Annotated in this window: 15 protein-coding genes and 3 pseudogenes; 10 read left to right on the forward strand and 8 right to left on the reverse strand. The window is 34.2% G+C overall.

Annotated features, from left to right (window positions below):
• The first annotated feature begins 206 nt into the window (after nt 1-206).
• The gene (locus GD441_RS15885) at nt 207-401 is read left to right on the forward strand and encodes a hypothetical protein (protein WP_191992211.1); all 195 of its coding nucleotides are present in this window, start codon (nt 207-209) and stop codon (nt 399-401) included.
• Between the two features lie 296 nt (nt 402-697).
• The gene (locus GD441_RS15890; RefSeq protein ID WP_225434268.1) at nt 698-1,132 is read left to right on the forward strand and encodes a hypothetical protein; all 435 of its coding nucleotides are present in this window, start codon (nt 698-700) and stop codon (nt 1,130-1,132) included.
• A gap of 71 nt (nt 1,133-1,203) precedes the next feature.
• Here the strand turns inward: GD441_RS15890 and GD441_RS15895 are convergent.
• Nucleotides 1,204-1,320 (reverse strand): annotated as a pseudogene (locus tag GD441_RS15895) (IS1595 family transposase); the annotation flags it as partial.
• A gap of 247 nt (nt 1,321-1,567) precedes the next feature.
• Between GD441_RS15895 and GD441_RS17525 the strand changes: the two are divergent.
• From GD441_RS17525 to GD441_RS15920, 7 genes are all read left to right on the forward strand, one after another.
• Nucleotides 1,568-1,693: a hypothetical protein gene (locus tag GD441_RS17525; RefSeq protein WP_263862464.1), complete on the forward strand. Its 126-nt coding sequence runs from the start codon at nt 1,568-1,570 to the stop codon at nt 1,691-1,693.
• An 84-nt stretch (nt 1,694-1,777) separates the two neighbouring features.
• Nucleotides 1,778-1,915 carry a hypothetical protein gene (locus GD441_RS15900; RefSeq protein WP_153127406.1) on the forward strand — a complete coding sequence of 46 codons (138 nt, stop codon included), beginning with the start codon at nt 1,778-1,780 and terminating at the stop codon, nt 1,913-1,915.
• 42 nt (nt 1,916-1,957) lie between these two features.
• Nucleotides 1,958-2,092 carry a hypothetical protein gene (locus GD441_RS17530; RefSeq protein ID WP_263862465.1) on the forward strand — a complete coding sequence of 45 codons (135 nt, stop codon included), beginning with the start codon at nt 1,958-1,960 and terminating at the stop codon, nt 2,090-2,092.
• A 104-nt stretch (nt 2,093-2,196) separates the two neighbouring features.
• The gene (locus tag GD441_RS15905; RefSeq protein ID WP_153127407.1) at nt 2,197-2,529 is read left to right on the forward strand and encodes a hypothetical protein; all 333 of its coding nucleotides are present in this window, start codon (nt 2,197-2,199) and stop codon (nt 2,527-2,529) included.
• A 121-nt stretch (nt 2,530-2,650) separates the two neighbouring features.
• Nucleotides 2,651-3,565, forward strand: a complete 915-nt coding sequence (locus GD441_RS15910) for a hypothetical protein (protein ID WP_153127408.1) — start codon at nt 2,651-2,653, stop codon at nt 3,563-3,565.
• Between the two features lie 190 nt (nt 3,566-3,755).
• Nucleotides 3,756-4,628, forward strand: a complete 873-nt coding sequence (locus tag GD441_RS15915) for an AraC family transcriptional regulator (protein WP_153127409.1) — start codon at nt 3,756-3,758, stop codon at nt 4,626-4,628.
• Between the two features lie 171 nt (nt 4,629-4,799).
• Entirely contained in the window at nt 4,800-5,534 is a 735-nt protein-coding gene (locus GD441_RS15920; RefSeq protein ID WP_153127410.1) for a DUF6710 family protein, read from the forward strand.
• Nucleotides 5,535-5,657: 123 nt separating this feature from the next.
• On the opposite strand, the gene GD441_RS15925 is transcribed toward GD441_RS15920, so the two are convergent.
• Nucleotides 5,658-7,184, reverse strand: coding sequence for a recombinase family protein (locus tag GD441_RS15925; RefSeq protein WP_191992212.1), 1,527 nt, complete (start codon nt 7,182-7,184; stop codon nt 5,658-5,660).
• Nucleotide 7,185: 1 nt separating this feature from the next.
• A complete protein-coding gene (locus GD441_RS15930) occupies nt 7,186-7,377 on the reverse strand; it encodes a hypothetical protein (protein WP_153127412.1) in 192 nt (63 codons plus the stop codon).
• Nucleotides 7,378-7,562: 185 nt separating this feature from the next.
• Here GD441_RS15930 and GD441_RS17575 point away from each other — a divergent pair.
• A pseudogene (locus GD441_RS17575) lies at nt 7,563-9,648 on the forward strand (thioredoxin domain-containing protein).
• A 59-nt stretch (nt 9,649-9,707) separates the two neighbouring features.
• Here GD441_RS17575 and GD441_RS15945 read toward each other — a convergent pair.
• From GD441_RS15945 to GD441_RS17350, 5 genes and pseudogenes are all read right to left on the reverse strand, one after another.
• A pseudogene (locus tag GD441_RS15945) lies at nt 9,708-11,037 on the reverse strand (IS3 family transposase).
• Between the two features lie 708 nt (nt 11,038-11,745).
• Nucleotides 11,746-11,934: a helix-turn-helix domain-containing protein gene (locus tag GD441_RS15950; protein ID WP_225434273.1), complete on the reverse strand. Its 189-nt coding sequence runs from the start codon at nt 11,932-11,934 to the stop codon at nt 11,746-11,748.
• Between the two features lie 201 nt (nt 11,935-12,135).
• Nucleotides 12,136-12,573, reverse strand: a complete 438-nt coding sequence (locus GD441_RS15955; RefSeq protein WP_338091722.1) for an ABC transporter permease — start codon at nt 12,571-12,573, stop codon at nt 12,136-12,138.
• A 132-nt stretch (nt 12,574-12,705) separates the two neighbouring features.
• Nucleotides 12,706-12,867: a P-loop NTPase family protein gene (locus GD441_RS17345; protein WP_225434272.1), complete on the reverse strand. Its 162-nt coding sequence runs from the start codon at nt 12,865-12,867 to the stop codon at nt 12,706-12,708.
• Nucleotides 12,868-13,072: 205 nt separating this feature from the next.
• Nucleotides 13,073-13,231 (reverse strand): ATP-binding cassette domain-containing protein, encoded by a 159-nt coding sequence (locus tag GD441_RS17350; RefSeq protein ID WP_225434275.1) that lies wholly within the window; start codon nt 13,229-13,231, stop codon nt 13,073-13,075.
• Nucleotides 13,232-13,697: the final 466 nt, after the last annotated feature.

A 13,697-nucleotide genomic window follows, 5' to 3' on the forward strand; every position in this document is an offset into this window, starting at 1 on the left:
CTATTGGAGTCACCGAGGGTTAAGAAGTCTAACTGAAAGGTATCAGACTCTACGTCATACTTAATTGAACCGCCGTATACCGAACGGTACGTACGGTGGTGTGAGAGGTCGGGGGTTAGTCACCCCCTCCTACTCGATTACTTAATGTTGCAGTCTTTAAACTATACAAAAATGGTAAGCTAAACTTGATTTTTTCTGGCATAATTATGCTATTTCTAGCCCCAATCATTGGTTTTTCAGCAGGGGCATTATTTCTTCATAGTTTAGATGGTGATGGTGAGGGTGCTGGTTTAGGTGGAGCTGTGTTAGGACTTATTACGTTAGCAAATGGGGCCATCATTTTGGTTATTGGCATTATACTTTGGCTAGTTAGATTTTTCAAAATTGGGCAACAAAAATAAGAAAATCCTTCTTCAACTATCCTGCTTCGTTCAATAACTTCCTGTACCTAATTTTAACATAAATTCCCTTATTACCTTGTAATGCTTATAAAAAAATTATTTTCAACACTCTTTTTTAAAACCTAGGTTTTGTTAAATGTTAATGTTGATAAATGAATAAAATTAAGGGAAACCGCATATATGAAGTTTTATCCATTATTATTAAAATACACCTCTGTCTATTTATTTATAAAAAGATACCACGAATTGTTATTTAAATTAGTGGAAAAATACTAAAAAAATTGGAGGTGAATACGGTGAAGAGGCTTATTACTTTAATTATTTCATTTAGTCTATTTGTTATTTTAGCAATTCCAACAACAGCTCAACAGTTTGAATATCCAGCTAATCAAGATAAGTCCTTTATTAGTGCAGATGAGTTTTATCAACAATTGAAAAAAGACGAATATAAAGAATTTGAAGATGCTACTTACAGTGTTAGACGAAAAATATCTTATAAAGAAGTACCTGATGAACTTATGACTTTTGAAAAGAAAACAGGAAGGTATTTCGGTCAACCCAAACAAGCACTTTCTCCTTTTATACACCCAGAACGACAAGTATATTTCTTTGCTTCTTTTGTTCAGACAAAAAATGAAGAGTATTGGAAGCATACAATTATTGATGCAGAGACCAAACGACAACTTGAAAGTGGAAATTCTTATCACAGTTATAAAAGTCCTTATGAATAACTCTTTCAGACAAAACCACCGACAATATTGGTGGTTTTATTATTGAGTTAACCTGTCTCATTGAATACGGACTACACATTGAATTTTGACAGTCGTAAACTATCATACGTATCCGTCATTTCAAACACAAATGATGATAATAAAAATTCTTTAATGTTATGTTTTGTACTTTCATTACTACGGCTATCGTATAGGTCTTTAAAAATTATTGCAGATATTCAAAGTAACTATACGACCGGCGGCGGTAGACCGACGATACAGTTAGAATTATTTCAAGGTCCGACTAAAATAGGTTCGCCTAGCTCATGTGATACAACTCTACGTTATTTTTACTCTGGAGTTGCGCCCAGTGAGATTAGCTATTCAAACACCGACAGGTTGTATGCTGGCTACATAGGTTCGAAATATTATGCTGCCTATATCTTGAGAGGTTTTGTGGAAATTGACATTTTACGATACACAAGCGGGTATCCGATTATCAAAGCGATATCAGTATATCAATATTCAGAAGTTACAGAAATGAGTATTTCATACGGTTATGCAGAGGTACAAGGTATGTAGATAAAATAAGCATATCGATAAGTTTAGGCTCTCTTTTAGCAGGTTCAAACATTAATCTGTACAGAGTTAAGGGGTGAAATGTAATTGAAAGACTTTATTATTGATTGCGAAACAGGAATAGGTGAAGATGTAGAATTGACAGAAGAAGAGTTGGCTCGGTGTAAAGTGGAGCAACTAGCTTGGGAACAAGAACAAGCAAAACCAATGACGCTTGAAGAATGAATCGAATTGTTACAAAAAGCATTTGATGGGGGCATATAATAGGTGGCATATCTATCACAACGAATCATTGACGGGGTTTACACTTACGATTACGTAATTTCCAAGCGTCCAGATCTCAAAGAAGGGATTGACGCTTATTTAATTTCTAAAGGTAGAGGGGATTTAATTACACAGTAAGGTGCTTATCACTCAAGAAGAAGCTAACACAAAAGGCAGTATAAAAAAGGATTTTCCACCTTCTTGAAGAATTGTAATTAAAGAACTCAAGGAGGCGTTAGGGAATGATTGATGACGAAGTAAAGAACACAGATAAGTTTTTCGAGGAATTTGGCAAGCAAGTGACCATACCTTTACACGAATATGAATATTATCAGTCACTTTCTAAAGAATACTCTAAGCTCAAAATAGATTTTTTAGAGTATATGGGATACGATGATGCTTTTTTAAAAACTGAAAAAGGATTAAATAAACTTAAGAGAAAAGAGCTTGTGAGTACGATAATTCAACAGCGTTTAGTAATTAGAAAGTTGATACAAGAACTTGAACCATCAAAGAGAGAAGAATATTTGAACTTTTTAGATGGCTTATATATGAACAAAAGAGAAAGCACCTAAAAGGTGTTTTCATTGTGTATTGGGGCAAAAATACTTATGCAGTGTAGGAGTTCTTTCTTTGCTTCTCGATTGAAGGTATTTCACTATCAAATTGAATTTACTTTTCATGAGGGGTGGTAATATGAGTGATTACAATAAATATGTTAATAAAGAAATAAAACCTAGAGTTCTAATCATTGGAGATAGATATAAAGTGTTTGAATGGGAATTAGATAGACGATTGCCTAATTTTATTCACGAAAAGATGAATGAAATAAAAAATATGGTTGTGTTAGGATTAGATCATTTTGCAGTTAAATGTATAGCTATATTCATTGAGGAAATTTTGCAACATATGGTGATTGCAAATGAAGCGGAGTTTATAGACGATTATATCGACTTACTAGAAAAATATAAAAGAAAATCTGGACATCATTTTCTCAAAATTCTTAAAGAGAGAAATCTAATACATACTGATGATTATGAGTTTTGTTCAAAGTATTGTAATGATTATGACCATGGGGGCCAGCGGTTAAGGAATATTGAATTGCATAATTTAATGGCAGAGAAGATTGATAAATTTACTTTAAGAAAAGAAGTTCAGAATAATATTGATGATTTTGGGAAGGAATTCCTTGAAAATGAAATAAAGAAAAATCCTGAATTTGTTCATATAGGTTCAAAGGATATGAACAGCAGGAATATTCTACGTGAAGTTGTAAGCCTAAATGATTTAGTTAACAGAAATGCTCTGATATTATCTAAACTAAATAACTTAAAACAAAAAAGAGATATAGTCTTAGATAAATCAAAGTTTTTTGCTATTACAATAAATTTTAAGGTTAAGCCTGTTTCGAACGTTATAGAAGTGTTCGAACCTTTATCATTTATTAATACTGTAACGTTAGAGAAAGAAGAAGCGGTTGATGATGGGTACAATTATTCATTTAGGATAGAAACAAAACAAGAGTTAGAAGTTGTTGATTTGATTCAAAGTATTTATGATATGAAAAAACATGATTTCACCATACTACAAACAAAAATATTGCCTTCATAACTTAGCTTATCTATTTAGATAAGCTTTTTTCGCATTAGAAAATGTTCAATAATAAAACAGTTTTATTAAACTAACTGAGTAGGTTATTCAAAGATGCACATTATCATGTACCCACCTTACATAATTGTGCACAAAATGTCGGATGGATACATTCAGCTCCTGCTATTCTTTTAGTTAAGGAGGTCATATAATGGATTTGCTTAAGAACTTGAACAGAGCAATACAGTATATTGAAGAAAACCTTACTCATGATATTGACTTTAAAGAGGTGGCAAGGATCGCTTTCTGCTCCGAATATCATTTTAAAAGGATGTTTTCCTTCCTTACGGGCATTACGCTATCGGAATATATCCGCCGCAGACGCCTTACTCTTGCAGCATTTGAGCTTAAAGATAGCAACGTAAAGGTCATTGACATTGCAATAAAATACGGGTACAACTCACCAGATTCTTTTGCAAGAGCTTTTCAAAACTTGCATGGTATAACACCATCAGAAGCCAGAAATAATGGCCATTCACTTAAAGCCTATCCACGAATGACCTTCCAGTTATCAATTAAAGGAGGAAATGAAATGAACTATCGAATTGTAGAAAAAGAGGCATTTCGCATTGTTGGTATTAAGAAAAGAGTACCTATTATTTTCAAAGGTGAGAATCCAGAAATCACTGCTATGTGGAAAACTCTGAATATGGAGAAGATAAATAAACTTAAAGAACTTTCTAATGTCGAGCCTTTAGGACTGATTCAAGCATCCACGAACTTTTCTGAAGGCAGAATGGAGGAAAAAGGGGAGCTTGATCACTATATTGGCGTGGCAACAACTAAGGAGTGCCCCGATGAACTAACACAACTTGAAGTTCCTGCCTCAACATGGGCTGTATTCGAAGCAATCGGACCATTTCCTGATACACTGCAGGATGTATGGGGACGTATTTATTCTGAATGGTTTCCAACCTCAAACTATGAACAAATAGAAGGTCCAGAAATCTTATGGATAGGAAGCAAAGATTTAACTTCACCAACTGTAAAATGTGAAATTTGGATTCCAGTTCTGAAAAAGTAAAAAAGGCATTAGATATATCTGTTGGGCTGTTTTGTAAGACATTTTTAATTGAAAAAAAATTGGCTGTTTTTTGCTGAAATAACGCGCATATTTACATTTATGGTTTCGTTAAAAATATCCACCACAAATTCTTAATAAATTGTAGTTAGATACAAAAAAGGGGTGGATATTTTGTTTAAAAAACTATTTATTAAATCGAAATCAGTAAGTGGTAAATCATCTAAAGAACAATTTAATAACATTTTAAATTTCACCGAATCGGTTTTAAATGCAACTAACAGAACTTCTAGAGATGACGGGATACCTTTAAAAAGCGATCAACATCCATTAATTGATATTATAAGACTAGTCGGTAGAAAATTACAAACCCAGTATATCACTGATTTATTAACTCAAAAAAACGAAACTGATTTACCTAGTCTTTTTCCCGAAAACGTCTTTTTATGTCCTTTAGAAGATGCATTAACAGAAGACGGTAGACGACTATATGATTTGATCAAGGAAGTCAATTTAACAAAAGAGTTATTTTTGAACAAAGACTTAGTTTTACCTTGGCCTTGGAAAAGGAAAAGACTAATTAATTGTATAGCACAAATCGGACAGGGAAGAGCGAATGGATCATGGAGGCAAGATCATAATCATCGGGTTGAATTATGGCTCCCGATAGGTGTTGGTTGGGTTAGAGGTGGTAATCATTCTATCACTGCAGGAATAATCCAAGGTGAAGGGAGTATTGTACCTGAAAAAATTTATGATATTAGTGAATTATATAACTATGTTTATAGTGATGGCGAGTATTACTACAGGATCGAAGATTTAGGTATCATAGCTCCTGTAAAAAATATGGAGTTTGCAGCGATTTTCGAAATAGGAAGAATAATGACGGAAAATGGAATATCATTTTAGTTATTTATTTGCAAGAGACAAAGAAAGGTTTTTTTATGTGGTCTAAAAATCAACACTTAAATTTAACAGAGCCATGAATAAAAAATTAGTTCAAGGCCTAATAAGTAGCCTTGAACTAATTTTTTACAAGAATTTTATATCTACTTCAATTTCGTTTTCTGTACGCTTATATGAAACGCGATCAATAATTAACCGTAAAAGACGGTTAAGTTCAGTTACGTCAATTTTGGGATTATTCATATTCGTTAGGACTTCTTCAATTCTACGCTTTCTTTCTGCAGTAGAAACACCTTTGTAATGTGCCTGAGTTTCACGAAGCTCTATGATTTCCATTTCTAATTTTTTTATTTTCGCTTCTTGTTCGTTCTTTCGTCTTTTTGCTTCTTCTGCAGTATAGAATTCAGCGTTAAAGCCTTCCTCAATTCTATTTATTAATCTTTTCGCTTCTTTTATTGCTTTTTCTTTTGCTTGTACTATTGCATTAATTCTATCTTTAGATTCTTCATAAAGAGCTTCCATATTTGTAATGTCACTTAAATATTTCTTCATTTCCGCCTCAATAGTCTCAAGAATAACTGAAGTATCTATTCCGGGATTCCCACATTGATGACCGAAAGGATCTTTCTTTTGGCACTTAACAACATACGTAGATTCACCATTCTTAGTTTGTTTTCTATTTATCCGTAAAGCATAACCACATTTTCCACAGTATAAGATTCCAGACAAGATGAAAACGCCTGTTCGTGAACGTTTCGCTACTTTTTGTCTGCTTTCACGAATTAGTAACATTTGCTGGTGTTCTTCAGGAGTCTTAACGGCTTCGTGACAATTTTCGATAATAATCCATTGTTCACGAGGGTGATGAGTTAGCGGCTTAGTTTTTTTGTTTTTATGACCACTTCCTGTAGTTTTGCCATGAATTATTCTACCTAAGTGAACCTCACTAAATAAAACACGTTCAACTGTAACTGCAGACCACTTATTCTTGCGTCTTGTTAAAATCCCCATATTATTCAATTTAAAAGCTATTGATTGTAAAGAAAGACCTTTAATATAATCATTTTTCATCATTTCATAAATTGGTCGTTCTTTTTCATTTACAATTAATCCCTTCTTTTCGGGGGCGTATATATATGGAAAAGGAGCAGGACCATTTACCCAATGTTTTAGATAAAGACCATTAATCTTACCGTCTCTAAATCTTTGCTTGATACGAAGATATTCATGACGAGCTATTAAAGCTTCTAAGTCATATGTTATTTCTTTTTCTTCATCAGAATAGTCATAAACATTATGGGGAGTTAAAACTAAAGTGTTTGATTCTTTAAAAGCCTCCCTATAATGCGCAACATCTTTCCAATCTCCACGACTTAGCCGATCAGTGTGCATTACAAGTACAGCATCATATAATCCTTCTCGAACTTCTTGCAGGAGCTTTTTAAACACTGGTCTATGCTCTATGCTGTCACTGTCTCCAATTTCCTCATAGATCACATAAGCGACTCCAAGTTGTTTAGCATAATGTGTTAATGCATTTCGATGTTTAATTAAAACATCCTTCTCTTTATCACCTCGACTCTTACGTAAATAAATAGCGATAATTTCCAAAGCGAGTTTTAATTCCTGTAAATGGTATGAAAATTTATGCACCTTACTCCACCTCATTTGGTTTGATTCTCAAAGATGGATTTAAAGAGAGTTGGATTACATCCAACAATGTTTTCTGAAATGTTTTTATTGCTTTTTCACTTGGAGAATTAGCATTAACTTTAATTACAAATTTGTCTTTATAAATTACAGACTGTAATTTTTTATCGATTGGTTTTTTGCTAAGATTAATCATTGTTGTATCACCTCTGAATAATTTCAAAGATGATACCAGCGCTTTTTTGATATTCTAAGTTATTGACCAAAAGTTTTTATTTTCAGAATATTTATGAGTGAAAATTAAAAGTAAGTATGGTAATATTCCTTTTAGTTTTAACGAATAATTAAATAATGAAAAAATTCAAAAGGAAGTGTTAAGAAATGTCAGTACATAAGAAAAAATACACGAATCGATTAATCCATGAAAAATCACCTTACCTTTTACAACATGCACATAATCCAGTTGATTGGTTTCCATGGGGACCTGAAGCTTTCCAAAAAGCAAAAAGGGAAGGTAAGCCAGTGTTTGTATCTATTGGCTATTCCTGACCCTGCGGGGTCAATAGATGAAAGTGAGGATGCTTATATCTACATGTCATTGGTGCCACGTGATGGAAAGAGAGAGCTTTGAGGATGAAGAGGTTGCCCGGCTTTTAAACGAGAGGTTTGTGTCAATCAAGGTGGATCGTGAGGAGCGGCCGGATGTGGATTCGATTTATATGACTGTTTGTCAGGTGATGACCGGGAACGGAGGATGGCCGCTGAATGTGTTTTTAACCCCAGATTAAGTTCCTTTTTATGTGGGAACATATTTTCCGAAAGAAAGCCGGTATGGGAGACAGGGGTTTATAGATGTGATTGTGCAGTTTCATGACCTTTTTATACGAAACAGCCAGATGAAATTGAAAGAATCAGCGGGCAGAATAAAGATGCGCTTCTCCCGGTTAGGGATAGAATAAAAGAGTCTCTCACCCCTGACATTATTAAAAAAAGCTTTGGTCAATATTTACGAACATTTGATAAGAATCATAGAGGATTTGGTCGTGCCCCTAAGTTTCCTATGCCTCATTCTCTATCATTTCTACTGAGACATGATCACTATAAAAAGGGCGATCGAGCATTGGAGATGGTTGAAAAAACGTTGGATGCTATGGCTAGAGGCGGTAAATACCATCATATCGGTTACGGTTTTCACGGTATACGGTTGATGAAAAATGTTTGGTACCGCATTTTGAAAAAATGCTGTATGACAATGCCTTGCTTACCATCGCTTACACAGAAGCCTATCAGGTAACAAAAAAGATTCCGGGAAGTGGCGGAACAAATTTTAACGTGTGTATTAAGGGGTATGCAGCATGAAGAGGGCGGTTTTTATTCAGCAGAAGAAGCGGATTCAGAAGGTGAAGAAGGAAAGTTTTATGTCTTGACACATTCTGAAGTAAAAGACGTACTTGGAGAAGGACTCGGTAGTCTCTTTTGTTCTTTGTATGACGTAACGGAAAAAAGGGAAAATTGAAGGCAAAAATATACCAAACTTAATTCAAGAAAGTATTTATTCTTATGCCATTCGTAATGAGATGGATGTTGAAGAGTTGTCTGAAAAGCTAGAGGAAGTAAGAAAGGAGTTATTTACAGTTAGGGAGAAAAGAGTCCATCCGTACAAGGACGAAAATTTTAACTGCTTGGAATGGTTTGATGATTGCTACTCTTGCAAAAGCTGGGCGGGTTTGAGTATACAAAGGCAGCGGAACGTGCCATTTCGTTTATTGACAAAAACTTAATTGTCGATGGCCCGTTAATGGTTCAATATCGAGTTGGTGAAACAGCAAACAAAGGTTTTTTAGATGACTATGCGTACATGCTTTGGGCTAACATAGAAAGGTATGAATGCACACTGCATCTGGATTATTTTAAAAGAGCAAAAACAGTTAACGGAAGATATACAAAAGCTATTTTGGACGAAGAGAATGGTGGGTTCTTCTTTTACGGAGAAGATCATGAAGAACTCTTAATTCGACCAAAGGATGCTTATGATGGAGCTCAACCATCTGGTAATAGTGTGGCCGCTATGTAAATGCTGAAGCTAGCCAGGCTGACTGGTGATTATAAGTTAGAGGAGAAAGTAGAGCAGATTTTTCAAGCCTTTGCTTCCGAGGTAGGTTCCTATCCAACTGGATTTCGTATTTCATGAAAGCTTATCTTACAACACAAATGGATATGAAAGAAGTTGTTGTGATTACGAATGATTTTGACGATCGTTTTGTTAAGCGGAACCAACATGAGTTTCTGCCTGAAGTCCTATTTGGTGGGTAAAAGTACAGACGAGTTTGTGGAATTTGCTCCGGTTACAAGTGATTATTCTACACAAGAAAATGAAACAACGATTTATGTTTGTGAAAACTTTGTATGCAATAAGCCCACTTCGGATGGGGGAGCGGCATTTAGAATACTTACAGACAAAAAATAATCAAAAAATCCGAAGAAGAATGTAAAGTGTACCCTTTGTAAAGGACATTAAAAAAAAGTCTAGGCAGCATTAAGAAGATGATTTCTGTATTGAAAAGGGGTCACCTTTTTTAAATTCCATTGATATCTGTAGTAATTGTAATAAATCATATATTGCTTTATCTCTTTTCTTAATTCATCTAGAGTTGAACATGCTTTAATAGAGGCTTCATCTTTAAAATGGCCAAAGAAAGATTCTTGAGGAGCGTTATCCCAACAGTTTCCTCTTCTTGACATAGACTGTTGTAAACCTAGTTTCTTTACTAATTTTTGATAGGTAGGGTTTGTATAGTGAACTCCTTGATCTGAATGAATCAATGTATCTTTTACTTTCTTAAAGTTTTTGTTCTTTTTTAACTTCTTGAGTGTATCTGTAGGTAAATCTAGGATCATATGATCCGACACATGATAGGCTAAGACTTCACCAGTTGAACCGTCCTTAATGGCTGATAAGTATGCCCTGAACCCTTTGCAAAAATGAAGATATGTGATATCTGTCAAGAGAACTTTTCCTGGTATCCCTTGTTTAAATTGTCTATTAAGTAGGTTAGGTACAACACGATGTTCTTTTGTAGCTTTCATCATTCGTCTATATGGATTTGCCTTTCTGATGGGGCAAATAATGTTATATTTCTTCATGATTCTTCGTATCCGTTTTAAATTGTATACAACCTTAAATTGAGCTGCCAAAGTCATTTTAATTTGGCGTGCCCCTTTTTTGCGGCCTTTAAAATGGAAGGCTTTTAGGATAACCTCTTTCACCTTTTCATCCTTTTCATTTTTTTGCTTTCATCGCTTCTCTGATTTCACAGAAAAATAGTTATAATAACCACTACGTGAGACACCAGCTACTTCACATAGGTATTTCACCATATGTTTTAGTTGGTACTTTTCAATCACCGTACGAATTAAAATATACTTTTGAATAGGAGGGAGTACTACTTCTTCATCCTCCTTTCGGCAAAACGAATCTTTTTTAATAGTTCATTCTCCGCTTTAAGTAGATTTAATTGTGCTTCTAAGCGAGCATTCTTCTCTTCTAAAGTAAAATCCTTTTCCCTAGGACGACCTGAATTTCCGGCTCTTGTGTCACGTAAACCACTTAACCCACTGTTATTGTAAGCTTTTGTCCACCTCTTACTGTCAGACTCAATTTTTTGAATTCCAACAATTTCAACCTCAAACCCACACTCTTCAAATATTTGCCTAGGAAACTTCCCTTTTTCTTTTATCCAATAAAAATACTCTTAAATTCATCAGTGTAAGTAATACCTTTAGAACTTACAGATTTCACATATTTATTAGCTGATAATAGTTTGATTTCTTTCTCTGTAAATAACTTTTTACTCATCCTGGCTTTTCCCCGATCCCCATTTTTCCTTATTTATACAAAAAAGTACCCTAGAGGTAGACTTTTTTAAAGTGTCTATTCTAAAGGGTACATTTTAATCTGTTGAAGTTATTTTTTTATTTTGTGTAGAATAAATGTTTAGTCGGCACAGACTTTAATAGAAGGATTATTTCAATTAAGCTCATGGCTTGGCGAGTTAGGGTACGACCGAGATACGTGTAGAAAAGGGTAATAGTATGGTTTAATTCCCCATATGCAACTTTTATAGGGGTAAGTACAAGATAACTACAAAAACGGCTATATAAAAATGAATTTAAAAGTGTTGAAAATAACACAAAAGCATATCAATTCCGTTTTTTATATCAAGGTGTGTCCATTTTCTTCTTTTTTATTAGTTATGGAGGCAACCCCCTGATTCAAACCGGGAATCAAGCTTTGCCTTTCCTGTTTGGCTATGTTCCCCTTTCACCAATAATAAGTGAGACGACCGGCATGGGAATCAACCAGAAAAATACTTTTTTATTGTTTGATAGTTTTGATAATGGGGGTTTTTGCATAAATCCCTGAATAAGTTTAAATAAGCTGTATCTCTTGACCAATTAGAGTTTAGGGCAAGCCTTTCAAAAACCATGGATTTATGATGTTAAAAATTGCATCAAACATTTATTTCTTAATATACCTTTTCGGGGCATGGGTATAAAATACCCATTAAGGATTCCGGAATATCTCAATAAAAATATTGATGTCAACATCTAGCCGATCAGCAAGTTGTATTAAAATAATGGTAGAGGGTATTTTATATCCACTCTCTACTTTACTAATAAAGGCTTGAGAACATATTCCCTTTGCAAGTTCCATTTGATTCAAATGTCGCTCTCTTCGTAAGGTTCTTATCATTTCCCCGAATGAATTTATATCCGACAAATAATCACCCCTAATCTAAAGCTCATTCCTTTCCGTTGCAATTATTAACTAAATGCCTATTTTATTTTTTTATATTCGTATATTGACAGAAATAGCCCTAGTATAAAAATAAACAGAAGGCTCACAGTACCTATTGGATAGTTAACGAAACTTCGGCCCACTCCTTCATGGGGACTAAATAAAAGAGGAATTACCCATGGATATAGTACATTCCATAGTACGCTTACAAGCATAATATTGAAAAATAAAACTAAACAGAGCAATAGAACTACGGAGAGGAACCCACTTGATCGCACAAAATGATGCAATTGGTATTAAACCAAAGTGCATAATCCCCATTAAGGAGACAACCTTCAGCTGCGCGAAAAAAAAATTAAATGTAAAAGGGAGATCAGTTATAAGTATTCCTAAAATAAATGGAAGGAAAAGCACGATTAGCATTGCAATAAAAATAAACCCCAAAACAGTGAACAGTTTTCCCGCATAGAACTTTATCTTAGGGATAGGACTAGTGAGCAATATAATTTGCGTTCCCCCTTGGTATTCCTTTGAAAATATGTTTCCGGTAAAAATATAGAAGGTTGCAGTACCTGTCATAAGGTTAAAAAACATATAAATTGTTTTGTAATATTCATTCCATCCCGTCTGGGTTATTGAATACTTTGGATTGACACCGTCAAAAAAAAACGAGTAAAACCGTTATAAGTTGTAAAGAGGCAATCACATAGATAATTTTGGAGCCTTTCAGATTCCTATACGGTTTGCTACTTGTTGTACCTCACTAAGAATATGGCTTGATACTAAAATTGTTTTATTATGTTGTTTAGCCAAATCGAAAAGTAATTTACGAATCTCTTTGATTCCAGCAGGATCTAGGCCGTTTGTTGGTTCATCCAATAATAACAAAGATTTGGCAATTCCAATTCTTTACCGCATACCTAAAGAAAAACTCTTCACTTTTTTGCAAGCTGTATGTTTCAGGTTTACTTAAGCTAAAATATGGTCGATTGCCTTTGGATCATGTAATCCAATTTAGTGGCTACTAATTCGTAAATTATCAACAGCATTCAGATTTCCGTAGAAACCGGGAATTTCAATGATAGTTCCGATATTACGGAGAATTATTTGGGGTAAATTTCTTTCCAAAAAGACATACCTCTCCTTTTGTTGGTTTTAATAATCCACTAACCATCCTTATCGTTGTTGTTTTACCAGCGCCATTTTCTCCTAGAAAGCCATATATCTCCTCTCTTTTTATGTGAAGGGAAATATTATTTACTACAGGTTTTGAATCTTAGACTTTTGTTAAATTAGCTGTTTCCATTACATAAGTCAACGATCTTTACTCCTTTCTCTTCCGATAGTTTACACTTCATAATTTGGAACTTAACTTTATGATAGAAAAGATTTTCTACATGAATTCCCCCTCCTATTGTAAATTATATCCTACAAATCATTTTAATTAATTGTAATTTTTTATCATTTCACAAAATTGTAACCAATTATAACCAAAGGAATATATTTTGTACTCATATGCTTGTACAATAAAACTGTAGATACGACTCCATAGATATAACTACATTATTTTTAATTAGTGGGTAGTGTCAAAAGTTCTATGAAAAACTAGTTCTAGGCATCTCCGCCAGGATTTCAGGAATAGCCAAGTCCGCAATCGCTCTTGACAAACAGTCGAAAAAGGTTGCGATACGGCCATCAAGGGCGAAGGGAACAAAAGT

Origin of the sequence: Peribacillus tepidiphilus (assembly GCF_009466385.1) — a bacterium.
Lineage (GTDB): Bacteria > Bacillota > Bacilli > Bacillales > DSM-1321 > Bacillus_BN > Bacillus_BN tepidiphilus.